We start from the raw sequence: 23,866 nt of genomic DNA, 5'->3' as shown, positions 1-23,866 counted from the left end.
TGTGTCATATGGCATGTTGACGGCATCCATAGGGGAGCCAGATGGACGCCGAGACCGTTCGCTATGTTGTCCATGCCGCGTTCGGCGCCGTGGCCCTTGTGTGGCTGATAGTAAAAGGGCCCAAGAATATAGAAGAAAATTCCGGCGCTGCCCCGAAGCGTCCGTGGAATATCCTGTCAAACCACTGGAATGGTTTGTACACGCTCGGCATTTCGTACTGGGTGTTCGGCTTTCTCGTCTCGGCGGCGTCGCCTCTCGGTGTGGATGCCCTCATGTCAGCGCTGAACGTGGCTGAGGAGGGGCAGCCCGTTCTCATATTCGTTGGTATTCTCCTCGGCTGGATATTCATTTCCGCCCTGACGATCTGGCAGTGCGTCGGCATCTGGCGCTCGGCAGATCGCCTCACACAACAGCGCAAGGCCCAGTCGCGAACAGCACGATGGGCGGTCGTCGCCAAATTCATGGTTGTTGTCGGGTTGCTTCAGTCCGTCGCGCTCTTCGTCCGCAGCGGCGCGCCGATGCTCAAGGAAACCTACGATATGGCGTTCCGCGGCGATCCCGATCTTCCGGCTTACACGATGCGGCTGATGCGCGAGGGCACGGAAGCCGAGATCATCGGTGGCTTCAAATACGGGATCGCCGCCGACTTCGAGAGGCTGCTCGCGGAATCGCCGCAACTGGAGGTCGTTCATCTGGACAGCATCGGCGGCCGGCTCGGCGAGGCCGTGAAGGTGAACCGGATCATCCGGAACGCCAAGTTGAAGACCTATGTCAGCAATGTCTGCGCGTCGGCCTGCACGGTAGCCTTCGCCGGGGGCGTGGAGCGCTGGATGAGCGACGACGGCGTGCTGGCGTTTCACGGATCGGCGTTTCCCGGCGTGTCATCGCAGGACCTCCGTGAGGCCGACCGCCGGCAGCACGATGTCATGGTCAGCTCCGGTTTCGATGCCGCCTTTGTTACGAAGGCGCTGGCCATTCCGAACGAAGACATGTGGCAGCCCACGGCGTCGGAACTGCTGGCCGCCCATGTGATCACCGGGGTCGCCGATGGCACCCGATTTGCCATCTCCGGATTCGGGGAGACATCGAAGGCCGGCTTCGCCGATGCGGTCGGGGACGGCGTTCCCATCCTGCGCGCATTGAAGGCGAAGGACCCGACGGCGTTCGATCTGATCATCGACGAGTATTACACGGGGTATCTGGAGGGAAAGACCGAGGACGAGAATGCCAATATCCTGCGCTATGCGTCCTATGCGGCAGTCGTCGATCACCTGCCCGGCGCCGACGATGAGGCGGTCGTCGCCTGGGGGGCGCTGCTGGCGGAGGAACTGACCCGCCTCAAGGAGCGCGACCCCGTGGACTGCGCGATTTTCGGGCTGCAGGGAGGCGGGGACTTCGAGCTCCAGTACTCATTCGACAGCGATACGCTGGCCAAATACCAGGAGGTGGGCTCCCGCATCGTGCAGACGTCGACCGAACGCCGCGCCGAGGAGCCGGGACGTATTTCGGAGTTGAGCCGGCAGGTCAGGGAGGGGCTCAAGGGCATCGTGTCGGATGAACAGGTCGCGACGCTGGTCGCGGACCGCCTGACCGAGGAGCAGGCCCCGAATTACTGCACCGCCGTCATCGGCTTCGTCGAGGCCGCGCTGAAGGCGCCGGCGGGCGACGCCGCGGTCATCCTGCGGTCGCTGCTGAAGCCCGGTTGAGCCGGCACATCCCGCCGGCGCCCCTCCCACCCTCGTCGCCCCCCGACCCCCACCCCCCGACTGCAATTTCCGTTCGTACAATTAACGATGAAGTTGTAAGCTGCCGCCTAAAGATCGTGCATCTGCATACAATTGCGCGAAGGATGGCGCCGGCCGCCGGCCGGCCGACCGGGCTGCGCAACGTGGGTATCGATCGTGTCTCGTCGGTGGCGTGTCGCATTCGTCGTGCTGTGTGCGCTGATCGGCACGGCGGTGCCGGTGATTCCGACGCTGTGGATTTCCTGGCACCGGGCCGTCGCCGCCCAGCAGGGCATGCTCGACCATGCCGCGCAGAGGGCGCTCGCCAATGCCGACACGGTCTATGCGGACGCGGCGCGCGCGCTGCGCACCATCGCGGCGAGCGACGCCACGCCGTGCTCCCCCGAGCATGTCCGTGAGATGCTGCAGATCACCGAGGACACCCTCTCGGTGGTGAATATCGGCTTCGGCACCGGCGACATCGTCGAGTGCAATGCCTGGGGGCCGCTGAAATACCATCTGCCGAAGGCGGCGATCGACTTCGTGAACGCCGACGGCATCGGCATCGTCCTCAACTGGCGGCCGCCCACCTTCGGCCTCAACCGCCGGATGCTGATCCTGCGGCTGGGGACCTACAGCGCGCTGGTCGACCAGCGGCGGTTCTACGGGGGATGGGACGCGCCGAGCGACCAGGCCGCGATGACGGTGGAGGCGCCGGACGGACGCGCGCTGGTCGATATCGATGGCGACGGGCGCGCCGCGCCGGCCGATGCGCTCACCAGCCGCCGCAGTTCGGCCCACTGGGTCGTCACCGCGAGCGAGCCGCGCATCACCTTCGCCGAGCATCTGCACGACGAGGGCGCCATCCTGCTGCCGCTCGCGGCCACCATCGCCCTGCTGTGCGGGGCCTCCGTCACGCTGGTGCTGCGCCGGCAGCTCTCCCCCGGAGCCGAGCTGGAAGCGGCGGTGAACAAGGGCGAGCTCGTCGCCTACTACCAGCCGATCATCGAGCTCGCCACCGGGCGCTGCTGCGGGGCGGAGGCGCTGGCGCGCTGGCCGCGGCGCGACGGCAGCATGGTGTTGCCGGACGTGTTCATTCCCCTCGCCGAGAGCGCCGGCCTGATCTCGCGCATCACCGACCGGATGATCGCCGCCGTGGTGAACGACCTGGGCGACCTGCTGCGGCGCGATCCGGACCTTCACGTCAGCGTCAATCTCAGCGCCGCCGACATCAGCTCCGAGCGGATCCTGCCGGTGCTGGAGGGGGCGCTGGAGGGCTCCGGCATCCTGCCCCGCCAGATCTGGCTGGAGGCCACGGAGCGCGGCTTCATCGACATCGACGGCGCCCGCAAGACGCTCGCGGAACTGCGCCGGCGCGGCCACGCGACCGCGATCGACGATTTCGGGACCGGCTATTCCGGGCTGAGCTACCTGCAGAAGCTGCCGGTCGACATGCTGAAGATCGACCGCTCCTTCATCGACGTCATCGGCACCGAGGCGCCCACCCACAACGTCACCCCGCACATCATCGCCATGAGCCACGAGCTCGACGTGCCGGTGATCGCGGAGGGCGTGGAAACCGAGCGGCAGGCCGCCTATCTGCGCCTGATGGGGGTCCGCTTCGCGCAGGGCTGGCTGTTCTCGCGGGCGCTGCCGGCGGACGACTTCATCGCTTTCTGCCGGTCGAACCGCCACCTCCACGGCGCGGCCGACAGCCGGGTCGGCGGGTGAGCGTCACACCCCGCGCGCCGCGAACACCTTCTTCGCCACCAGCAGCGCGTCGAGCGCCGCCGGAAATCCCGCGTAGAGGGCCATCTGCAGGATGGTCTCCACCACCTCATCGCGGGTGGCGCCGCAGTTCAGCGCCGAGCCGATATGCACCTCCAGCTCGCGCTGGGCGTGGCCGAGGCAGACGAGGCCGGCGACGGTGGCCAGCATGCGCGTGCGCAGGTCGAGCCCCTCGCGCGAATAGACGTCGCCATAGCCGAACTCGAAAATGTAGCGCGCGAAGTCCGGCGCCACGTCCTCGAGCGCGGCCATCACCGCCTCGCCGGACTGGCCGGTGATCGCCTTCAGCCGGGCCCGCCCGCGGGCGAGACGGCTGTCGTTCTCATCGGTCGGATCGGTCATTTTTCGCTCTCATCGTCCACCCCACTGCACTGACTGGTCAGTCCGGATCGGGCAGCCGATCGGCCAGGATCGCCAGTGCCGCGAAGAAGCATTGCTCCGGTCCGAGATGGGTGTTGTCGAGCGTCACGGCATCCGGCGCCGCCTTCAGCGGCGCGCTGGCGCGGCCCGAATCGCGCGCGTCGCGGCGCTCGATGTCGGCGAGAACATCTGCGAAATCAATCGTTTCGCCGCGGCCGCGCAGCTCGGCATGGCGCCGCGCGGCCCGCGCCTCCGGCGTTGCGGTGACGAAGAACTTCACCGGCGCCTCGGGCGCGATGACGGTGCCGATGTCGCGCCCGTCGAGCACCGCGCCGCCCGGCTGGCGCGCGAAATCCTGTTGCAGCGTCAAAAGCTTGGCGCGAACCTGCGGGATCGCCGCCACCTTCGAGGCCGCTTCCCCCACCGGCCCCGCCCGCAGCGCCTCGGCGTCGAGGCCGGCGATGTCGAGCCTGGCGGCAAGCCCCGCCAGCGCCTCAACATCCTCGAAAGACACGGCTTTTTCCAGCGCGGCGGCGCCCACCGCGCGATAGAGCAGGCCGGTGTCGAGATGCGGCAGCCCGAAATGCGCGGCGAGTGCGCGGGCCAGCGTGCCCTTGCCGGAGGCGGCGGGCCCGTCGAGGGCGATGACCAGGGGCGGCGTCATCCGATGTCCGCCCCGAGCCGCACCATCAGCGGGATGAACCCGGGGAAGCTCGTCGCGACGAAGGAAATATCGTCTACTTTCATGGGCTTGACCGAGCCGAGCCCCATCACCAGGAAGCTCATGGCGATGCGGTGGTCCATGTGGGTGGCGACGATTCCGCCCCCTTCCGCCCGCCCGCGACCCTCGACGATGAGGTCGTCGCCCTCGATGGAATGGGCGACGCCCGCCGCCTTCAGCCCTGCCGCGACGGCGGCGAGACGGTCGGATTCCTTCACCCGCAGCTCGGAGAGCCCGCGCATCCGCGTGATTCCGGTGGCAAAAGAGGCGGCGACGGCGAGGATCGGGTATTCGTCGATCATCGAGGGCGCCCGCGCCGCCGGCACGTCGACGCCGGTGAGGGATGAGGCGCGCACGCGCAGGTCCGCCACGCTCTCGCCGCCCTCGACACGCGGGTCGAGCATCTCGATGTCGGCGCCCATCTCCTTGAGAGTCGTGAACAATCCGGTCCGCAGCGGGTTGATCATCACCCCCTCGACGACGAGCTCCGACCCTTGCGCGATCAGCGCCGCGACCACCGGGAAGGCGGCGGATGAGGGGTCGGCCGGCACCCGGATCGGCGCCGGCACCAGCTCCGGCCGGCCGGTCAGGGTGATGCGCCGCCCGTCCGCGCCATGGGGCTCCACCTGAACCTCGGCGCCGAAATGGGCGAGCATCCGCTCGGTATGGTCGCGGCTCGCCTCGGTCTCGATCACCGTGGTCTTGCCGGGCGCGCCGAGCCCCGCCAGCAGCACGGCGGACTTGATCTGCGCCGAGGCTACCGGCGTCTCGTAAGTGATTGGAATCGCATCGCGCGGCCCGCTCAGCGTGATCGGCAGGCGTCCGCCCTCGGCGGCGGCGATCACCTGCGCCCCCATCAGCGCCAGCGGGTCGAGGATGCGCTTCATCGGCCGCCGGCGCAGGCTGGCATCGCCGTCGAAGGTCGCGGTGATGTGATGGCCGGCAACGGCGCCCATCATCAGTCGCGCGCCGGTGCCCGAATTGCCGAAGTCGAGCGGCGCCTCCGGGGTGCGCAGGCCGCCGACCCCGACGCCGCGCACCCGCCAGGAGCCCGTGCCGACGCGCTCGACGCTGGCGCCGAGCGCCGCGCAGGCGCGGGCGGTGTTGAGCACGTCCTCGCCCTCCAGCAGGCCCTCGATCACCGTCTCGCCGGTCGCCAGCGCGCCGAAGATGAGGGCGCGGTGCGAGACGGACTTGTCGCCCGGCACGTTCAGGCGGCCGCGCAGCGGGCCTCCGGCACGGGCGCTGGCGGGGGCAGGGGACGACCCGTGGGCCGTGGCGTTGGACATGAAGCAACTCCTCAGGCGAGACCGCGGCTCTCTAGCACGGCGGGTGTGGCGGCGTCACCGCACTGCGATTCCCCGCTTGACAGAGCCCCGGCCCCGGTTCAATGGGAGCACCCTTCATTCACCAACGACTGAGGATGCCTGTCCCGTGGCGAAGCCCGAACTTGGCACCAAGCGCATCTGTCCCGTGACCGGGCGCAAATTCTACGACCTGAACAAGGATCCGGTGGTCTCGCCCTATACCGGCCAGATCGTCCCGATCGTCGCCCCCGTGCGCGGCCGCCCCGAGCCCATCGCCCGCACGGCGCCGGTCCCCGCCGATACCGAGGCGGAGGATACGGGCGATATCGAGCTGGTGTCGCTCGAGGATGCCGACGAGGAGGCCGCCGGCAGCGCCAAGACGGCCGTGGCTGACGACGATATCGAGATCGAGGACGACGTCGAGGCGGATGACGACACCTTCCTTGAGGAAGAGGAAGATGGCGCGGACGATGTCACCGATCTGATCGGCGACGGAATCGAAGACGACGAGGAGACCTGAAAAAAGTCTCTTGCAGTCGTCGGCGCCATGTGCTCTACGACCGTTCCGCTGCGGGCGTGACCCGCAGCGACCCGCCGGACCAAAGTCCCAAAGCGTGCCCGTCACGCGGTCTGGCAACCCCCGGTGGGGCCATAGCTCAGTTGGGAGAGCGCTTGAATGGCATTCAAGAGGTCGGCGGTTCGATTCCGCCTGGCTCCACCAATTTTCCTAAGGAATATCAAGAATTTGTATGGGCATCTGCGAAGTGGCAGGTGCCTTTTCTGCACCGGGGATCCCTGCGGTGTCGCGCTGACCTGGGACGCGGCCGACAACAGGCTGACCGGCCGGGGGCGCACCCACAACTGGGACGGCGAGAACCGGCCCGCGACCATCGCGGCTTCCAACGTCACCACCGCCTTCACCTGTGGCCCGGACGGCGAACGCTTCGCTATGCCGGCTGCCAAAGCCGCCCGAGCTTCCGCGTCCAGCTGGCCTACCGTCAGCACGCGCAATTTCGATCTGTCATCCGCAACAGCTGGGCGGCGTCCGCGACCTCGCCTACGGCCTCCAGCTTGGCAGCCCGCTTCTCACTCGCCTCGAAGAGGACGGTTCCGACCGCGGTATTCCCCTCCGTGCTGCAGAGCGTCCGTATCCATCCGCCTCGCCCGCCGCGGCTTTGAAGTAGTTGTGCATTCGGCTGGCGTGAAGGTATCGAGGAGCGCCCCGCGGGCGTCCTACAAGGCGCTAACAACGCGCCCGGCTCCAGCGCGCAGGAGGGGCTTACGGGCGCGATCGCGCATCGCTCCAGCGGGTTCGAGGATCGCCACCTGGCCCCTGGTGACGCTGTACAGTTTGCACACGATCTGACGCTGCCGGCATGCAAATGGGGCAACAAGCGCAAGGGTCTTCGCCCAGGCGCGGGCTGAGCAGCACCGGTCCGCCGTGCCGTCGTTGAACTCGATCAGCCCAACATATGATCACAGCACACGTTGGTCGAAGTGGCTCGTCTCTGGTTGTACGCTAACGTCTTTGCGTAGCCGACCCCAAAGCGACGATCGCAGAACGCGTTCTGCCTTCGCGGAAAGCATTGATCAAACAACAGCGAGCCACCCCCATGTCCGGAAATATCGCAAAGCTGATGGTTGACACTCTCGAGGCCGCCGGCGTCGCGCGCATCTATGGCGTCGTCGGCGACAGTCTGAACGGCCTCACCGAAGCGCTCCGCGGCAGCCGCATCGACTGGGTGCATGTGCGCCATGAGGAGGCGGCGGCGTTCGCAGCGGCCGGTGAGTCGCAGGTCACCGGCAGGCTCGCGGTCTGCGCCGGCTCGTGCGGGCCCGGCAACCTGCACCTGATCAACGGCCTGTTCGACGCGCAGCGCACCCGGACCCCGGTGCTGGCCATCGCCGCGCAGATTCCGTCCTCCGAGATCGGCGGCGGCTATTTCCAGGAAACCCATCCGCAGAACCTGTTCCGCGAATGCAGCGTCTATTGCGAGATGGTCTCCGATCCGTCGCAGATGCCCTTCGTGCTGGAGAACGCCATCCGCGCGGCGGTGGGTGAGCGCGGCGTCGCCGTGATCGTCGTGCCCGGCGACGTGGCGCTGCGCCCCGCGCCCGAGCGCGCCGTCTCGCCGGCCGCCGGCCTGCTGCCCGCGCCCGCGGTGGTGACGCCGGCCGTCACCCAGATCGAGGCGCTGGCCGACCTGATGAACGGGGCCGGCCGGGTGACGCTGTTCTGCGGGCGCGGCTGCGCGGGCGCGCATTCGGAGCTGATGGCGCTGGCCGAGGCGCTCAAGAGCCCGATCGTGCACGCGCTCGGTGGCAAGGAGCATGTCGAGTACGACAATCCCTATGATGTCGGCATGACCGGCTTCATCGGCTTCGCCTCCGGCTACGAGGCGATGCACGCCTGCGACCTGCTGGTGCTGCTCGGCACCGATTTCCCCTACAAGCAGTTCCTGCCGACCGGGATCAGGATCGCGCAGGTGGATATCCGCCCCAGCCAGCTCGGCCGGCGCTGCAAGCTCGATCTCGGCGTTGTCGGCGATGTGCGCGCCACCCTCGCGGCGGTACTGCCGCTGCTCACCACCAAGACCGACCGGCACCATCTCGACCACAGCCTCTCGCGCTACAAAAGCGCCCGGAAGGGCCTCGACGATCTCGCCGTCGGCACGCCCGGCCGCAGGCCGATCCACCCGCAATACCTCGCCAAGGTGGTAAGCGACCTCGCCGCCGAGGATGCCGTCTTCACCTTCGACGTCGGCACCCCGACCATCTGGGCGGCGCGCTATGTGACGATGAACGGCAGGCGCCAGCTGGTCGGCTCGCTCGCCCACGGCTCGATGGCCAACGCGATGCCGCAGGCGATCGGCATCCAGGCGTCGCAGCCGAAGCGGCAGGTTATCTCGCTCTCCGGCGACGGCGGCTTCGCCATGCTGATGGGCGACCTCATCACCCTCACGCAGGAAAAGCTGCCCGTGAAGGTGGTGATCTTCAACAACGGCGTGCTCGGCTTCGTCGCGCTGGAAATGAAGGCAGCCGGCTTCGTCGGGCTCGGCACCGACCTCGAGAATCCCGATTTCGCGGCCATGGCGCGGGCGATGGGCATCCTCGGCGTGCGGGTGGAAGACCCCGGCGACCTGCCCGGTGCGGTCGCGCAGGTGCTCGCCCATGACGGGCCGGCGGTGCTCGATGTCGTCACCGCCAAGCAGGAGCTCTCCATGCCGCCCACCATCGGCCTCGAGCAGGCCAAGGGCTTCGGCCTGTGGATGATCCGCGCGGTGATGAGCGGGCGTGGCGACGAGGTACTGGACCTCGCCAAGCAGAACCTGCTGCCGCGCTGAACGGGCGAGGGGCGCCCGATCGGGCGCCCCAGGTCATCGCCCTATGTCGTGCAGGGATCGGCACGGCGGCCCGGCCGTGGCGCGCGGCGTCTCTCCCGCGCGATCGCGCCGTCAATCGGCCGCTTCCCCGCCGTCGAACATCTTCTTGCGGATCACCGCGTGAACACCCCAATTGCCGTCCGCGACCTGGGTAACGCCGAAATCGACACCGACGGAGATCAGCGAAAGCGCCTCGTCCTCGTCGAGCCGCCAAGCATCCATCAGGAATTTACGCGTCGAGCGGAAGGCCGAGCGCAGTGCCTTCGACAGCGACGACTTCTTGTAGACCTCGGACTGCGCGTTGCGGCCGAGATCGCGCAGATAGTTCGGGTAGCTGAAGCCGTGCAGGACGAATTCGTCCTTCGTCTCCAGGAGCGGGGCGTTGAGGCCGGCGAGGTAACTCTTATCCGTCTGACCGCGCTTGTGGACGATCAAACGGAAGCGCCCGGTCAGCGAGGCCTCGAGCGCCGTGCCGTTGATTTCGCCGTCGCCCTGGGCGAGATGCCCGTCCCCGACTGAGAACAGGGCGCCGGGAACGGCCACCGGCAGATAGAGCGTCGACCCCTTACCCGCCCGCCAATTGTCGAAGTTGCCGCCGAAATAGCCGGGAGGAATGGAATCCACCAGTTCCGCCTCGCGGGGGGCCACCGCCATGCAGCCGAAATGCGGCCGCAAGGGCACGCGAATATTCGCCATCACCCCCCGACGCTTCTCGATGCTGGCGTGGTCCACCGGCACGCCGGGATAGTCCATGGTGTCGTGGCGCACACCGAACGGATCGATCTGCGGCGTCCAGCGATAGGAATAGAGGGCGCGCGCAAACTCGCCCTCCGGCTCGACCTCGTAGATGGTGATGACCTCGCGCGGCTTCGGATCGCCGAGCAGATCGGAATACTGATAGCCCCACCACGCCGAGACGTTGGAGGCGAAACATCGCCCCTCGAACGCGGGATTGGAACTCGGCCGCGGGGCGATGTCGAGGATCTGCACCTCGAGCACATCGCCCGGCTCGGCGCCGTTCACGAAGACCGGCCCGGTGAAAATGTGCACGCCGAAACCTTCCCCCGCGCCGCGTCCCAGGATGCTGGCGTTCATCGGCCCGGCACCGCGTCGATCGATCGTCTTGCCGTCCCGGGTCCAGGCGAACACGCTCTCGGCAGCCGGATCACCTTTGATCATCCGGTCGTAATCGTCATAGGCGTGCTGGGTCAGCGTCTCGATCACCACCTCCGCGCCGGAATCGATGCGCATGACCGGCGGGATGGAGCGGCTGAGATAGCCCCAATGCAGACTGTCCTTGCCGATGGCGATGCGCCGCTCGTTGTCGCCATGGCATACCGAGGCACCCGCGCGGGCGCGCAGTTCCGCCACCCGTTTCTCGTGGGTTGCGGGAACGGTGACGACGTTGTGAGGCACGCTCCGTTCGAGCGGGCGCCCGCGCCGAAGCAGGTTGCGCGGCTCGACGGGTGTCGCTGCCCGGAATGCGCGCGGGGAGACACCGAATGCCGCGCTGAACGCGCGGCTGAAATGCGCCGGATCGCGGAATCCCCATCGGAACGCGATCTCCGCCACCCCGTCCGCGCCGTGGCGGGGGTCGGCGAGATCGAGCCGCGCCCGGTCGAGCCGGCGCTGGCGCACATAGTCGGAGAAGGTCGTCTCCTGCATCTCGAACAGCTTCTGGATGTAGCGCTGTGACAACACCTCCTGCGCCGCGATCACCGCCATCGACAGGTCGGAGCTCATGAGCCGCAGCTCGATGGCGGAGGTGACGCGCCGGAAATGCGCGGCCTGCGTCTGCGTCGCGCCCTCGTCCTTCAGCCGAGCCTCGGCCAGCAGTGCGCCCACCACGAGCTCGGTCACCGCCATCTGCGCCGAGGTCAGATCCGCCACGTTGACCTGCTCGAAATGCAAGGCGAGCGTACGCATCACCGGGCGCGCGGCGGCGGCGGCGACGGTGGCGCCGAGTACCTTGGGCAGTTGTATCTGGCCGCGCCCGAGCCGCATGAGCACGCGCTCGCGTGGAATTTCCAGAAGCAGTAGCTCGAAATCCTCGCGCATCTCGTAGGTAAAGGGCTGCGCGCGATCGATGACGCAGACGTCGCCCTCGGCAACGTCGCGCACCGGCTTGCCGCGCCGGACGGCACCGCGCCCCTGAACATGGAACGCCACGACTAGCGGCCCACCCTCGCTCCCGCTACCGCTGATCTCCTGCGGTGAGGAGCGCAGCCGCATCAGCAGGGTCCCGTCCGGCGAACGAAGCAGACCGACCTCGCCGGTGGCCGCGCCGCCGTCAGGCCGTCGGCTCGCCAGGCCGGCCGAGCCGAGAGCCTGCGACCACGCATCGGACTGGGTAGCCAACGGAAAGGCGTCGATCGAGATCACGGTCGGCCCGACGGGCATGTCTTCCCCCTGCTGGCGGACATGAAGCGCGAACCGCGTTTCGTGCCGCGCACCGTCCTGAGCCCGGTGGCGGCCCGAGAGACGGCGAATCTCGCGACGACGCCCGCTTTGCCGCGCGGGACCGCTCGCGGTCCGGGCGGTACGACGAAGGCATCATGCATCATGGCAGTCGCGCCGCCTTGCCTGCGGGCGCACAAAAAATTGATCCAGCGCGCTCTCGCCCCGAAGCAAGAGATTGGGCGCCTGCTGTCATTCCCGCAAGCCGGGATCCGACGCACGCTTTCCTCCGCACGCCCTTCCAGAGAACGGCAAAAGGAGCCAGAAGATGTGCGCAGGTGACGACAGCAATTGCCCGCAATTCGAGAAGCACCGGGCAAAAATGATGGAGGCGCTCGGTGTCGAGCGCCGCTCTTTCCTAAAGAGCGCGTTCGTCGCGACCGGCGGAGCCGCAGCGCTCGCGGGCGGCGGCATGTCGCTGGTCTCGCCCGCTCTCGCCCAGGCGTCGGCGGCGCGCACCGCCGGCCAGCCGGGGTTCCACTACCTTCCGGCCAACGACCAGACCGTCCACTGGGGGTATTTCTCCAAGAAGCTGAAGCCGCGGGTCGAGATCGACAGTGGCGATATCATCACCATCGAAGCCCTGACGCATCACGCCAATGACGATGCCGAGCTCATGGTGAAGGGCGATCCCGGCGCCGAAAGCGTCTTCACCTGGACCAAGGAGAAAAAGAACGTCAAGCGCCGCGGCGCGGGCGACGAGAACGACACCAAGATCGGCGGCGGCGGCGGACTGGGCGTCCACGTCTGCACCGGCCCGGTGATGGTGCGCGGCGCCGAGCCGGGCGATGTGCTCGAGGTGCGCATTCTCGACACCAAGTTCCGTCCCTCCGCCAACCCGCAGCAGAAGGGCAAGGCCTTCGGTGTTACCGCCGCCGCGTGGTGGGGTTTCCACTATAAGGATCAGCTCGAGGAGCCCAAGGACCGCGAGGTCGTCACCGTGTTCGAGGTCGACGCCAATGGCGGCAACCCGTTCGCCCGCGCCGCCTACAATTTCCGCTGGACGCCCCAGACCGATCCCGAAGGGATCGTGCACAAGACCATCGACTATCCCGGCGTGCCGGTGAACCACGCCACGATCAAGAAGAACACCGACATATTGAAGGGCGTGCGCGTGCCGATCCGCCCGCATTTCGGGGTGATCGCGCTCGCGCCGAACGAAGCCGACTACGTCAACTCCATTCCGCCCATGGCGACTGGCGGTAACATCGACAACTGGCGCATCGGCAAGGGCGCGACGATGTACTACCCCGTCGCGGTCGAGGGCGGCCTGATGTCCGTCGGCGACCCCCACGCCTCGCAGGGCGATTCGGAGTTGTGCGGCACGGCCATCGAATGCTCGATCACCGGCACCTTCCAGCTGATCCTGCACAAGAAGAAGGACCTCGGTGGCACGGCGCTCGAGGGGCTGGAATACCCGATGCTCGAAACGCCGACGGAATGGCTGGTGCACGGGTACAGCTACGCGAACTATCTCGCGGAGCTCGGGCCGAACGCGCAGAGCGAGATTTTCGGCAAGAGTTCAGTCGACCTCGCCCTCCGCGACGCCTTCCGCAAGATGCGCAGATTCCTGATGACCACGCAGGGGCTGACCGAGGACGAGGCGATCGCACTGATGTCGGTCGGCGTCGATTTCGGCGTGACGCAGGTCGTGGATGGCAACTGGGGCTGCCACGGCGTCATCCGCAAGGACATCTTCGCCGGCCGGATGAGCTGACGATCAGCCCGGCCCGGGCGGCGCTCCCGCCCGGGCCTTGCCGTCGCGCGATGGCGCGCCGCCGCCTTCGAGGCTCGCCACTCGCTCGCGCTCGGTCGGCCCGCCCCCACATCGTGGTGACCATCCCGATCTTCGATCTTGCCTGAAGGTTCCTTATCTGTTCTCGTTGCTCCCGACGAGTCAATCCGCTCCCGATCTCGCGAGCGTGACGGGAGCGATGGCATGGCGATCGAGACGGTCTATGTGGTGCAGACGTTCAAGGCAGGCCCGCGCGGCGGGCTGAGGGCCGAGCCGGCGAGCCGCGCCCGCAACGAGGCGATGGCCGTCCGCACGGCCGAGCGCCTGGCCCTCGCCAAGACCGGAGTCGTCGCTTTCGCGACTTCCGGCGACGTCGACTCGGGCGAGTTCGACGACGAGCCGAAGATCCTGTTCAAGGCCGGCCGGCTGCCGCCGCAATTCGGCGACGAGGGGTAGTCCGGCGTGGATTGCCGTGGGCGCCGGCGGCGTGCTTCCTCCGTCATCCGGCCTTGGACCACTCCATTTTTTATCAGGCGCGACTCGTTGATATCGAGCGGGCCGAGTGATCGTGCAGCTTATTCAAATGCCGAATTTTGCAGTATTCCGCGCCTGGTTCGTGCTCGACATATGACGCAAAGCTGCCCCTCCCGGTAGGCCCTTCACTCTTGCGGAACGGCACCGGCATCACCTGCGCTTCAGGCTGGTGAAAGTGCGCTCGGGCCATGAACTGGAGATCGATGTCGTTTATGTCGTCGGCTGGTGCCGCAGGGGCGAGGTGTTCACGGGCGGCAGTCAAGAGGCCATCGATTCGTTACGGGCTCGAAGTTGGAGAGGCGCTCGCCCTCACTACGCGGCACCGAACCGAACGATTCCCATCTTTCCGCCTCGCCGATGATCGGACGGGTTCTTCGGGCACCGCGACCCAAGAGGTTCATTTCCCGGAGCGCTGGACGAGCCTCACATGCCTGCCATCTCGCCCTCGACTGTAGCAGGCGACTGCAGCAAGCCCTTTAGCAAGTTTTTGACATCACCCATTATTCAATAGTTTCAATGGGTTAACTGGTGCTGCGAGAGAGGATTGAAGACGGCGGACGCGATCATTCTGTATTGAAATACAACGATATTTCCGATCCTCCGGCAAGCGCTGTGTAGCAGCCTCGTGTGTGCGGTCGCCTATTTTGTGGAAGCACGTACTTCCTTGGTGCCTTCACCTTATTCCGCGCGGTAGGCTATAACCTGAGGAAACCTGGGCAGCGCCATGAACAGAGAAGAAGTCATCGCCCTTCTGCAAACAAACGGCTTCGAGATTTCAAACGTTGTGCGCATGAGCAACGACGTCGGCTGGGACATTCGGTGTACTGGCGGCGAAGCTATTATGGTCTATGATAGCGGGAAGGTCGTACCGCAGGGAAAAAATCAAAACGCCGTTAAGGCGCTTCTTGGTCAGCCGGCGCCTGCTGCCGGCAATCACGCTATTTTACAACCAAGTGGGAACGGGAATGCCGGACCACGCGATGTGTTCGTCGTGTATGGCCACGACATAACTGCTCGAACGCAGCTAGAGGCAATGCTAAGACGCTGGGGTCTTAATCCTCTAATCCTGGATCAGCTAACTTCAGGCGGCCAAACAATTATCGAAAAATTGGAGAGTACCGCGAGCAAGGCGAATTTTGCTGTCATCCTTGCTACCCCGGACGACGAAGGCCATAGGGCGGGGCATGATGAGGAAAATGCCTATCGTGCTCGCCAAAACGTGGTTCTTGAGCTTGGCATGATGCTGGTAAAGCTGGGGCGAGACCGAGTAGCTATCTTGCTGAAAACTCAGACCAACATGGAGCGCCCAAGTGACATTCAGGGGCTGATATACATACCTTTCATAGACGACGTAAACGAGACGGCGCTTCAATTGGCAAAGGAAATCAACGCTAAGGGCATCGCCATCGATCTCAGTCGTGTGTAATTGCAGGTCACTCCCTCTTGAGGCGCTCCCATTCGTCAATCAAGGTAACGTATCGCCGTCTGAACACTGTCTCCTCATCCCCCTTCAATGGAGTTGTTTGCGGCGAGAAAAATGTTCGCCGTAGAATGTCTATGATTCGCATGTCGTTGGGGTCATGTGTAGGCAATGCCTGCTGCATCGCCCATATGCCCAATCGCCCCCCTTCTTCCGGGAGAGGCGGTTCCTCACTGAAATATGGATATACAACGCGTGTATATTCGCCTCGGACGCGTGCGTGGAGAGCATCCCTGATCCGCACGGTCGCCTCTATTCCGTGAGGCAATAAGATGCCGTGAACACTCTTGGGAACAATTTCAACGGGCTGATTTGTCCATCGTAGTTTTGCGTTGAGCAAATCAAGAACCCCATCTCTCAATGCGGGGTATAGCCGTGCATAAGCTTTATTCGACTGTATGCGCTGCTCGGTTAGCTCTCGAAGGTCTCCAATGCCAGCGACGTGTTTTTTCACATCGGTCCAAAACGGGAGATAGAAATCACCCCCTCGACTCCTATTACCGCCCTCCTCTTTACGGCGATCAAGCCGTATGTCTTCTTTAAGGATTTTGCGTCGAAGCGGCTCGGCCGCATAGAATAACTGCAAAGCCTTGCGAAGCGGAATATCTCGAACTGACATACATGCCCCTACGAAATGCCGTACAAGGAGTTGGCTGGGGCATTGTTCGAATGTCAATCTAAATACATATAAATTCGCGCTTTCCCACGCCCGTCGCACACATCGAAACCAACAGCTACCCTCTCTCCGATCCGCAAAAGGACAGAGGGGCTCTCCCCCATCCTCACTTCCCCAGCGCCCGGTACACGCTCCCCCGGCCGATTCCGAGCGCCTTGGCAATCTCGGTGGGTGTCTTGCCCTCGGCATGCAGTCTGCGGGCATCATCGGCCTTGAGCCTGGCCGTGGGTTTCCTGCCCAGGTAGCGGCCTTCCGCCTTCGCCTTCGCGATCCCCTCCTTCTGCCGCTCCAGCATCATCTCCCGTTCAAACTGGGCGAACCCGGCGAAGATGTTGAGTATCAAACGCCCCGTGGCGCTGCGGGTGTCGACCATCTCCCCGCCAAGGTTCAGCACCCGCAGGCTGACGCCGTTGCCGTCCAGCTCCTTCACCAACTCCCACAGGTTGATGGTGGAGCGGGCCAAGCGGTCGATCTTGGTCACCACCAGCGTGTCGCCCTCGCGGACGTATTCGAGGGCACGAGTGAGCACCGGGCGGTCACCGACCGATGATGCCTGTTCGGTGAAGACCTTGGCGCACCCGGCCGCCTGGAGGTCGCGGCGCTGGGCTTCAAGCCCTGCTTCCTGTTCGGCGGTGGAGGTGCGGCCGTAGCCGATGAGGTGGCCGTTAGAGGTTGTGTTCGTGTCCATGTTCCAATGCCCCGGAGTGTCCATAAGTCCTGGGCATGAGAGTCGCAAGCGTCCACAATGTCAATGCCCATGCTAATGGACGCGATTGGCGACAGAAGCGGACACGTCCACATGGGCAGGGTCTATTGGACGACAGTGAACGCTGGGCTCGACCGACCGCCACAGAAATGCCCAGCGCGGTCGGGATGCTCCAGCCGTCCCCTTGGAGAAAGGAGGTCAGGATGAAGTTTCGGCTTCGTCTAAGTCGTACCGGAAAACCCATCGGGTAAAAACCACAGGTCCCCGGGCTCCTGACAGGAGGGGCAAGCGACCATAGACGTGTGGCAGTAAAGGCAGGCGTTGCGGTCAGACGCCACGGTTAAAGTCCGTAGGGCAAAGCGCGAGTGTCCCCTGATCGGCCTCGCACCCTTACCAACACACACACCGGCTTCTCCATGCCCCACCGGCCGGCGGCATGCTTCGGAGGTCGCTTCAACGGCTCGACGAGCCGGCACGGGGGGATCGCCGCGCGGACTATTCCATTGAAGGGGCTCTCAGAAATTTCCGCCAAATCCGGTAATCCCCTTGCACCCGCTACAGCCCGCTACAGCCCGCCACCGCCTCGCCTAGAACGGCCGGGAAGGGGCCTGGGGCGCCTACCCCAGCCCGATCCCCAAACAGCCGCCTACGGCGCCACGGCGACGGTCTAACGCTCCTTCCGTGGGCTGTCGGGTCCCACCTTCACCCCCAGAATGGGCTGTGCCGGGAACAGGATCGCGGCAAGGCGATGCTGCGGGCTGAGGCCCCATGCCTTGCGCTTGGTCTTGGTCCGGTCGTTCTGGCGGTGCGTCATGCGGCCGTCGCTGAGGAGCGGCGGGTAATGCCCCGTGGCCCGGTAGTGCAGGCTCCAGGGAATGACGACAAGGTTCTCTCGACGGAGGTTGAAGCGGTCGCCGTCGCGGAAGACGACCACCTCCCCGTTGCCGGCGTTGGCGATCAGCTTGGCGACACTGCGACTGCCGGTCCCGACCGAGACGCCATTATCGGCGACGTGGAGACGGTGATAGCCCATGGATTGCAACGCGGCCCAATCGCCAGCTTCCATCGTCACCGCGTGAGTGGAGACGACGCGACGACGGACCTTGCGCACCGCCGGGATCGTCACCGGGCGGGCATCGGGGAAGCCGCTGGGCTGCTCGGGCGCCTCATGGCCTGACCTATTGGCCGCGAAGGGTGCCCTGGGGGGATTTCTGGCAGCGCGTCGTCTATCGAGACCCTCACAGATTTCCGCGTGCAATCGGCCACTTTCCGCCCGGCGGAGGCGTTCTTCCGGGGAGGGGTTCAACAGCTCGGCGGGCGGGCGAACCGTGAACCCGTCGAGGTCATCATAGTCGAATGAGTGCATGGCGATGACAGCCCAGCCGGCACCGCCGCCCCGGTGAGAGGGCGACGGCACCGTGCCGAGATTACTTCCCGACGCCCAAGCGTCCGGCAGTCGGCCGGAACAGCCACGCGCCGAAATCCTTGAGCCACTCCGGCGGGGCGTTCAGCTTGCGCTGCTCGTCGGAAAGCTCACGGAGCCGCTGCTGGTCCGCTACGGCCTGCTCACGGGGCGAAGGTTGCACCACAGGCCCCTTACGGGTCTGGGTGACGGTCGGGTTGTTGTAGTCGTCGATGATCTTCTGCGCCTTGGCGTCGCCTATCGACTTCTCCATGTCCTGGAGCTGGCGGTCGGTGACGGTCATGAAGGACGCCTTGCCGTTCGGGAGACGCACCGGGACCGGGGCGCCGTCCTTGGCCGAGACGATCTGGTACATGCCGCCCGTGTAGCGGACGGAGAGACCCTCGGGGCCGTCGATGCCGAAGGCGCCAAGGATGTCCTTGTGCTGGTCGTAGGCGGCCTGGAGCATGGTCTCGACCACTGGCACCTTGTCCTTGGTGAGGAAGGCGGAGCGCGTGAACAGGGCTTGGCCGTGGACGACTGGGGTGTCGGCCTGGAGCTTGTCTCGGACGGCCTCAATGGCCGTCTTGGCGTCCAAACCCTGGGCTCGGGTGATCATCATTGCGGCCTCAAGGATGCGGCTGTAGGCAGCTCCGCCGTTGTACAGGGTGTTCGATCCCAAGAGACGGTCGATGCCCTGGTCCCGGACGGCGGACTCCAGTTCCTGCCAGCGAGCCCGGACGGCCGGATCGTTCTGGTTCTCCGGCTGCTGCACCACGGCCGCATTACGCAGCGCTACATCATCCCCCTGCCCAAGCTGGCGGAACAGGGTGTACGCCTCGTAGAACCGTCGCGGCTTCTCGGAAAGCATCCCTTCGACATAGGCCGGGTTCCGCTCACGGAGCTGGTTGTACAGGTTCACGGCCGCCTTCGCCCTGTTGGCCATCGCCGGATCAGTCAGCGACGTGGTGTCGCCTACCGCCTTCGGCACCGCCTCCAGCGCATCCTTCCACTCCGGGTTCGGAACCCCGGCCGGGATGAACTTGTCGGCGGTCGTGTTGAAGACGATGCGCTCCTGAACGTCGCGGGGCTGGCCGTTGAGCTGCTTGCCCACGTTGTCCCTGACAGTCGTGCTGTACAGCGCCACGGCCTCCTTACGGGTCTCCTCACCCGACACCTTGAAGTCCTGCCCTGAGAAGGGTTAGGTCCGCACGGTGTCCTGGATGAGGTCGAAGGACCCATCGCCCCGCTGCCAAGCCGCCAGAGCCGCCTGGGCAAGCTCCTTCTTCTGGCCGTTCTGCCAGTCCTTCTCGAGGACGCGGGTGGCCGCTGCCCGGAGGTTCGAGACATCGTCGGCGAAGCGGGGATTGGAGGCGAGAGCGCCGATGGCCTGCCCACTGTCGACCGCCTTACGGGGCGCGTCGAGGATCGCCAGGACATTCCGGGCGAGGCCAGGGGTGGCCGTCTGCGGGTCCATGGCGAGCTTGAGCTGGCCCACGAGCTGGTCATCAACGTCCCGGTAGGGGATGTGTAGGGCGTCGGCAGCGGCCTTGGTGTAGGTGCCGATGGACGCCCCGACTTCCTCCGGGGTGCGGGCGGAGAGCCCGTCATCGCCTACGAGGGTGCGGAGCGTGGTCTGTAGGGTGACCGCCGTGTCCTGCTTGGCGCGGGCGGCAGCGTACTGCTGCTGGGTTCCGGTGGCCCAGGAGACGGCGTTCTCGACGGAGTTGTTGAAGGCCGCCATGGCATGCGGGGAGCCCTGCGGTAGGCCGGTCATGCCCTCCTTCGCCATGTCGGCGATGGCCTTCCGGGGGTCCACGAAGGAGCCGTCAGGGTTCAGGAGGGTGCCACCCCCGCCGGGGCCATAGAAGGTCTTGACCTTGGTGAGGAGGTCGGTGCCGGCGTTGGTCCCGAGGGCTCGCTCATAGAGGCCATTGGCGACCTTGTTGCCCTGTCGGGGGAGCGCACCGGCATGGTAGGCGTCCCAGAGCTGCTTGTTGGTAGAGGTCGCCAGATAGCGCTCCGCCTCCGCTCGGGCGGCGTCCCTGTCGTCCGCCTGCTCCCGGTTCGCGTAGGCCGCAAGGGTCCCGGAGAAGCCCTGGAGAGCCTGGGCCAGGGCGAGGTCCGGGGGGACTTCCGGGCGGGCGTAGGTGTCTCCCCCGAAGGAGGGGACGCGGATGCGGTCGGGGGACGGGAGGTCGGGGATGACGAGGCGGTTGCGGGTCATCGGGCATTCTCCTCATCAGCGACACCCCAGCGGCGGCGTTCGGCCTCGGCGCGGGCGAGCTTGTCGACGGCCTCGTTCATCTCGTTGCCGGCGTGACCACGGGTCCACCGGAGCGCCGCCAGCGGCTTGCTGTCCTTCGCGGCGAACAGCTTCTCCCACAGGTCACGGTTCACCACGGGCTTGCGCTGGGCGTTCTTCCAGCCCCGTGCCTCCCAGCTCGGGCGCCAGTCGTTGACACCCTTGACGACTATCTCACTGTCGCAGAACACCAGCGCAGGGATGCCGGCCGGCAGCGCAAGCAACGCCTGCGTCGCGGCCGTAATCTCTTGTCTGTTGTTGGTCGAGTGGGACTCGCCCCCGGAGAAGGTACGTCGGGAGCCATCGGGATATTGGACGATAACGGCCCAGCCGCCAGGGCCGGGATTGCCGAGCGAGGAACCATCGGCGTAAGCGACGATATCGGCGCTCATTCAGCGGTCTCGAAAGTGAGGAAGTTGGAGCTGGCGTGGTGCTGGAGCGCGAGAGGCTTTTCCATCTCGCCGTCGCGGATGAGGGAACCGGCCAAGCGGTCGACATCACCTACCGATGTGGAAAGGAGGAATGCCCCGCCATCCGGGCCGCGAACGTGAAGGTCCGTAGCTTCGATGGACCCGCGAATATGGCGCAGGATATAGCCGGCCGCCTGTACGGGGTGCCTGGAGATGGTGAGGGGATCGGCCTCGCCGTCGACACGGACGACGCAACTGTCGGTGCCCGCTATCGGCGTGACGATAATGATTGCCGAATGCCAGTGCGGCGAGACGTGCCCAGCCGATAGGGCGATGCCATACCGCTTGCGGGCGATCTCGTTGAAGCTGTCGATGGGGTCCGCGTTGTCGCAGACGGAGGTAAGGGTGTCAGGAATGGGAGTGGGTCCGGTTTGAGAGGGAGAGGAGGCTGTGACGTTCATTGGTCGTCGTTCCAAGCAAGCTCACGAAGACGATCCTGTTTACGGGTGTCGACGACTGGCCTGCCAAAGCACAGGTCGATGCCACCCGCTGCGGCGATTTCCTGCCGCACCCGCTCGCTCGCCGCGCTGAGGAGCTTCACGTCCGGGGTTCCCCACCGGCCCAGGAGGCAGGTCGAGGGGAATAGGAAGGCGGTCGAAGTGCCCCGAGCTTCGGGAACTTCCATCTCGCCGGCCGCGATCATGGCTTCGGCACGGTCACAGGCTTTGCCGATGGTGGATCGCTCAAACTCTTCCGGCTCGCCCCACCAGTCGGTTGCGCGGCTATGGGAGAACGGCCGGCCGTTGACCAGCACATCCGCAACCGGGCGATCCGGGCGGAAGATGATCAAGGTCGCATCGCGCCGATAGACGCGAACGCGGTGGAGGAGATAGCCGGCGACGGCGAGCGGTGACGCGCGTGTCTGGGCGAAGATGATCGTCTCGCCCGGCAGGCGAAGAAAGGAGTCGTCCTGTTTGAAGATGCCCGGCGTCACCAGGACGCGGACATCATCGGCCGTGGCGGGGTCTTCGGCGATACCGTCCGCCACGAGGGCGGCGTATCGGCGCTGGACGACGGCGTTCCACCAGCTCGGGGAGGCGATGGTGGGAGAAGTGCTGTCAGTGTTCAAGTCTGTCCGGGGGCTTGAGGGTGACGGGAATGCACGCGGCGCTGCGCAGGACGGCCGATCTGTGGTCGCGGCTGTATGGGTAGCCGGGCGCATCGGAACGGGCGTCCTCGGTCGACACCGCCGGGAGTGGAGAGGCTATCTGGCGGCGATGATCGGTCGCGGGCGATAGACCCGGACAGAAAGACCACCACGGTCACGCTCCTCCACTGAGAAGCGGGCGGCCCTGCCCACGGTCGACCACATGGCCGGCTTGTTCTGTCCGACATGGCGCATGGTGAGCGGGGTGGCCGGGTCGACACCACGAGCCGCGAGGACACGGGCGCCTGCGAACAAGGGCTGGTGGCTGGTGACGATGTGGTCTCCATCCGGCAGGGTGGCAGCATAGCGGCCGTGGCCGGTGGGCGAGACGATCAGTTCAATGGCGGCCAGAGAGGGACCGGGAGCGGGCGTAGGCGAGGGGTGAAGTTCGGGGTTCAAATGGTCCGGTGGGTTTGAGGGTGAACCTGTGCCGACGATCAGAGGCCGCGCAGAGCGGCTCTCAGCACAGGGCCAAACGCCTCCCCGGAGCCGGCTGGAGGGCCGGCGACATTCCCATGCGCGGTGCCTCAAGCCCGCTGCCGCACCGGACAAGACCGGCGACGGGCGAGACAACAGCACGACATGGGAATGGGGGAGGCGCTTGACGCTGGGCTGAGGGCGGAAGGTCAAGCGGGACGACGGTGGCCTATGGCGGCCGTGGGCCGCACGACGGGGACGACATGGCTATGAGAGCGACATCGTAGCCGAAGAGGGGCGAGAGCCCCGAACCAGTGGGATGTGGACAGCCGTAGAGCGACATATGAGGGTTTCTATAGGTTCTTATCCTTACGGCTGCTAAGCGTCCCTATAAGCTCTCTTAAAGGGTCTTTGTTTGATTGCATTAGACGCACCCGTGCGTAGCGCCCGCGTAAGGACGACTTCCGGGATCGCAACGGGAGGGTCGGAAATTCTTTGTCGTCCGTCCCGGCGGGTTCCGTGGTCAGGGATCGGGGTAGGTCGCCGGACAGGATACCGTTTGCCGTGTCACGGTGTCGACCGTGGACGCCCGTTTCGGGGCCGGGAGCTACATCGGTAGCGGCGGAGGCAATCGGCCGTCCACGGCGACAACGGGTGAGCGCGAAATTGCTATGCCGCCTGGGCCAGTCCAGCGGCCTTCCGGGCCTCGTCACGGGCCACGAGGCGCAACGGCTCCATTTCCTCGAAATGATCGGCGCCCCGGCAGCGCTCCAGTCGGACGAGAGGGCGAGCGTCGAGCTGGGCGAACAGGGACCGCCAGAGCTGATAGTTCGCGATGATGGGGCCGTCCGCACTGCGCCAATTGCGAGCTTCCCAGGCGGGGCGCCAGTCGTAGACGCCCCGGACGACATAGGCGCTGTCCAGGAAGACCGTCGCAGCACTGTCGGCGGGAAGGGCAGAGACGGTGGCGAGGACTGCCCGAAGCGCCATGACATTGGCACTGGAGCGGCCTTCGCCACCGGCAAGGCGCTGGCGGGAGCCGTCAGCGGACACGATGGAGGCGGCCCAGCCGCTGGGGCCGGAGAGGCCGGGCGGGACCGCCAAGGCGATGTAGGCGTGGAAATTGGGGGAGGTCATGGGCCGGGGCGAGATGTTCCAATTTAGTCTCGTGTGCAACCTAGAGCGGAAGCCGATCATATTGGATCATATCCAGCGGCTTCGAAGAAGTTCTGGCACTGCTGTGGCGTGAAGAGA

At 65.9% G+C, this 23,866-nt stretch carries 19 protein-coding genes and 1 tRNA gene; 8 read left to right on the top strand and 12 right to left on the bottom strand.

Going from position 1 to position 23,866, the window contains the following annotated elements; all coding sequences use genetic code 11:
• Positions 1–41 precede the first annotated feature (41 nt).
• Together ACEUEL_RS18600 and ACEUEL_RS18595 are read left to right on the top strand one after the other, a co-directional pair.
• The gene (locus ACEUEL_RS18600) at positions 42–1,706 is read left to right on the top strand and encodes a COG3904 family protein (RefSeq protein ID WP_405708510.1); all 1,665 of its coding nucleotides are present in this window, start codon (positions 42–44) and stop codon (positions 1,704–1,706) included.
• A gap of 195 nt (positions 1,707–1,901) precedes the next feature.
• Positions 1,902–3,455 (top strand): EAL domain-containing protein, encoded by a 1,554-nt coding sequence (locus tag ACEUEL_RS18595; RefSeq protein WP_405708507.1) that lies wholly within the window; start codon positions 1,902–1,904, stop codon positions 3,453–3,455.
• A gap of 3 nt (positions 3,456–3,458) precedes the next feature.
• Here the strand turns inward: ACEUEL_RS18595 and ACEUEL_RS18590 are convergent, their stop codons facing one another.
• Genes ACEUEL_RS18590 through aroA form a run of 3 tightly spaced genes read right to left on the bottom strand, consistent with a single transcriptional unit; the run spans position 3,459 to position 5,882 of the window.
• Positions 3,459–3,854, bottom strand: a complete 396-nt coding sequence (locus tag ACEUEL_RS18590; protein ID WP_405708504.1) for a carboxymuconolactone decarboxylase family protein — start codon at positions 3,852–3,854, stop codon at positions 3,459–3,461.
• A 37-nt stretch (positions 3,855–3,891) separates the two neighbouring features.
• Positions 3,892–4,536: a (d)CMP kinase gene (gene cmk / locus ACEUEL_RS18585; protein WP_405708501.1), complete on the bottom strand. Its 645-nt coding sequence runs from the start codon at positions 4,534–4,536 to the stop codon at positions 3,892–3,894.
• Positions 4,533–5,882, bottom strand: a complete 1,350-nt coding sequence (gene aroA / locus ACEUEL_RS18580; RefSeq protein ID WP_405708498.1) for a 3-phosphoshikimate 1-carboxyvinyltransferase — start codon at positions 5,880–5,882, stop codon at positions 4,533–4,535. The genes cmk and aroA overlap by 4 nt, the downstream gene beginning before the upstream one ends.
• A gap of 145 nt (positions 5,883–6,027) precedes the next feature.
• Between aroA and ACEUEL_RS18575 the strand changes: the two genes are divergently transcribed.
• The 3 genes from ACEUEL_RS18575 (at position 6,028) to poxB (ending at position 9,244) form a co-directional block, all read left to right on the top strand.
• Entirely contained in the window at positions 6,028–6,420 is a 393-nt protein-coding gene (locus tag ACEUEL_RS18575; RefSeq protein WP_405708496.1) for a TIGR02300 family protein, read from the top strand.
• Positions 6,421–6,545: 125 nt separating this feature from the next.
• A tRNA-Ala gene (locus ACEUEL_RS18570) sits at positions 6,546–6,621 on the top strand.
• Between the two features lie 892 nt (positions 6,622–7,513).
• On the top strand, positions 7,514–9,244 hold the full coding sequence (poxB, locus tag ACEUEL_RS18565; RefSeq protein WP_405708493.1) for a ubiquinone-dependent pyruvate dehydrogenase: 1,731 nt from the start codon (positions 7,514–7,516) through the stop codon (positions 9,242–9,244).
• A 111-nt stretch (positions 9,245–9,355) separates the two neighbouring features.
• On the opposite strand, the gene ACEUEL_RS18560 is transcribed toward poxB, so the two are convergent.
• Positions 9,356–11,683 carry an acetamidase/formamidase family protein gene (locus tag ACEUEL_RS18560; protein WP_405708491.1) on the bottom strand — a complete coding sequence of 776 codons (2,328 nt, stop codon included), beginning with the start codon at positions 11,681–11,683 and terminating at the stop codon, positions 9,356–9,358.
• Positions 11,684–12,008: 325 nt separating this feature from the next.
• Between ACEUEL_RS18560 and ACEUEL_RS18555 the strand changes: the two genes are divergently transcribed.
• The 3 genes from ACEUEL_RS18555 to ACEUEL_RS18545 all read left to right on the top strand — a co-directional run bounded on the left by ACEUEL_RS18555 (position 12,009) and on the right by ACEUEL_RS18545 (position 15,435).
• A complete protein-coding gene (locus tag ACEUEL_RS18555; protein ID WP_405708489.1) occupies positions 12,009–13,457 on the top strand; it encodes an acetamidase/formamidase family protein in 1,449 nt (482 codons plus the stop codon).
• Positions 13,458–13,679: 222 nt separating this feature from the next.
• On the top strand, positions 13,680–13,931 hold the full coding sequence (locus ACEUEL_RS18550) for a hypothetical protein (protein ID WP_405708486.1): 252 nt from the start codon (positions 13,680–13,682) through the stop codon (positions 13,929–13,931).
• Between the two features lie 802 nt (positions 13,932–14,733).
• Complete coding sequence (locus ACEUEL_RS18545; protein WP_405708485.1) at positions 14,734–15,435, top strand: TIR domain-containing protein; 702 nt, start codon at positions 14,734–14,736, stop codon at positions 15,433–15,435.
• Positions 15,436–16,271: 836 nt separating this feature from the next.
• Here the strand turns inward: ACEUEL_RS18545 and ACEUEL_RS18540 are convergent.
• The 8 genes from ACEUEL_RS18540 to ACEUEL_RS18505 form a co-directional block, all read right to left on the bottom strand.
• Complete coding sequence (locus ACEUEL_RS18540; protein ID WP_405708482.1) at positions 16,272–16,853, bottom strand: recombinase family protein; 582 nt, start codon at positions 16,851–16,853, stop codon at positions 16,272–16,274.
• Between the two features lie 685 nt (positions 16,854–17,538).
• Entirely contained in the window at positions 17,539–18,237 is a 699-nt protein-coding gene (locus ACEUEL_RS18535; RefSeq protein WP_405708479.1) for a hypothetical protein, read from the bottom strand.
• Positions 18,238–18,298: 61 nt separating this feature from the next.
• Positions 18,299–19,420, bottom strand: a complete 1,122-nt coding sequence (locus tag ACEUEL_RS18530; RefSeq protein ID WP_405708476.1) for a hypothetical protein — start codon at positions 19,418–19,420, stop codon at positions 18,299–18,301.
• 54 nt (positions 19,421–19,474) lie between these two features.
• Positions 19,475–20,500: a hypothetical protein gene (locus ACEUEL_RS18525; protein ID WP_405708473.1), complete on the bottom strand. Its 1,026-nt coding sequence runs from the start codon at positions 20,498–20,500 to the stop codon at positions 19,475–19,477.
• The gene (locus ACEUEL_RS18520) at positions 20,497–20,970 is read right to left on the bottom strand and encodes a ribonuclease H family protein (protein ID WP_405708470.1); all 474 of its coding nucleotides are present in this window, start codon (positions 20,968–20,970) and stop codon (positions 20,497–20,499) included. The genes ACEUEL_RS18525 and ACEUEL_RS18520 overlap by 4 nt, the downstream gene beginning before the upstream one ends.
• Positions 20,967–21,449 (bottom strand): hypothetical protein, encoded by a 483-nt coding sequence (locus tag ACEUEL_RS18515; protein WP_405708468.1) that lies wholly within the window; start codon positions 21,447–21,449, stop codon positions 20,967–20,969. Before ACEUEL_RS18515 ends, ACEUEL_RS18520 begins: the two co-directional genes overlap by 4 nt.
• On the bottom strand, positions 21,446–22,117 hold the full coding sequence (locus ACEUEL_RS18510; protein WP_405708465.1) for a hypothetical protein: 672 nt from the start codon (positions 22,115–22,117) through the stop codon (positions 21,446–21,448). The genes ACEUEL_RS18515 and ACEUEL_RS18510 overlap by 4 nt, the downstream gene beginning before the upstream one ends.
• A 1,164-nt stretch (positions 22,118–23,281) precedes the next feature.
• Positions 23,282–23,809 carry an RNase H family protein gene (locus ACEUEL_RS18505; protein WP_405708462.1) on the bottom strand — a complete coding sequence of 176 codons (528 nt, stop codon included), beginning with the start codon at positions 23,807–23,809 and terminating at the stop codon, positions 23,282–23,284.
• Positions 23,810–23,866: the final 57 nt, after the last annotated feature.

The organism is Ancylobacter terrae (assembly GCF_045108345.1).
Taxonomy (GTDB): Bacteria; Pseudomonadota; Alphaproteobacteria; order Rhizobiales; family Xanthobacteraceae; genus Ancylobacter.
The sequence above is the reverse complement of the archived record's forward strand: the minus strand, read 5'-3'. Positions and strand labels throughout refer to the sequence as shown.

What these genes read in the sequence shown, in the direction of transcription:
- ACEUEL_RS18600 (WP_405708510.1), top strand. Translation starts at nt 42, where the DNA reads ATGGACGCCGAGACCGTTCGCTATGTTGTCCATGCCGCGTTCGGCGCC.
- ACEUEL_RS18590 (WP_405708504.1), bottom strand. Translation starts at nt 3,854, where the DNA reads ATGACCGATCCGACCGATGAGAACGACAGCCGTCTCGCCCGCGGGCGG.
- cmk (WP_405708501.1), bottom strand. Translation starts at nt 4,536, where the DNA reads ATGACGCCGCCCCTGGTCATCGCCCTCGACGGGCCCGCCGCCTCCGGC.
- aroA (WP_405708498.1), bottom strand. Translation starts at nt 5,882, where the DNA reads ATGTCCAACGCCACGGCCCACGGGTCGTCCCCTGCCCCCGCCAGCGCC.
- poxB (WP_405708493.1), top strand. Translation starts at nt 7,514, where the DNA reads ATGTCCGGAAATATCGCAAAGCTGATGGTTGACACTCTCGAGGCCGCC.
- ACEUEL_RS18560 (WP_405708491.1), bottom strand. Translation starts at nt 11,683, where the DNA reads ATGCCCGTCGGGCCGACCGTGATCTCGATCGACGCCTTTCCGTTGGCT.
- ACEUEL_RS18555 (WP_405708489.1), top strand. Translation starts at nt 12,009, where the DNA reads ATGTGCGCAGGTGACGACAGCAATTGCCCGCAATTCGAGAAGCACCGG.
- ACEUEL_RS18550 (WP_405708486.1), top strand. Translation starts at nt 13,680, where the DNA reads ATGGCGATCGAGACGGTCTATGTGGTGCAGACGTTCAAGGCAGGCCCG.
- ACEUEL_RS18545 (WP_405708485.1), top strand. Translation starts at nt 14,734, where the DNA reads ATGAACAGAGAAGAAGTCATCGCCCTTCTGCAAACAAACGGCTTCGAG.
- ACEUEL_RS18540 (WP_405708482.1), bottom strand. Translation starts at nt 16,853, where the DNA reads ATGGACACGAACACAACCTCTAACGGCCACCTCATCGGCTACGGCCGC.
- ACEUEL_RS18535 (WP_405708479.1), bottom strand. Translation starts at nt 18,237, where the DNA reads ATGCACTCATTCGACTATGATGACCTCGACGGGTTCACGGTTCGCCCG.
- ACEUEL_RS18525 (WP_405708473.1), bottom strand. Translation starts at nt 20,500, where the DNA reads ATGACCCGCAACCGCCTCGTCATCCCCGACCTCCCGTCCCCCGACCGC.
- ACEUEL_RS18520 (WP_405708470.1), bottom strand. Translation starts at nt 20,970, where the DNA reads ATGAGCGCCGATATCGTCGCTTACGCCGATGGTTCCTCGCTCGGCAAT.
- ACEUEL_RS18515 (WP_405708468.1), bottom strand. Translation starts at nt 21,449, where the DNA reads ATGAACGTCACAGCCTCCTCTCCCTCTCAAACCGGACCCACTCCCATT.
- ACEUEL_RS18505 (WP_405708462.1), bottom strand. Translation starts at nt 23,809, where the DNA reads ATGATCGGCTTCCGCTCTAGGTTGCACACGAGACTAAATTGGAACATC.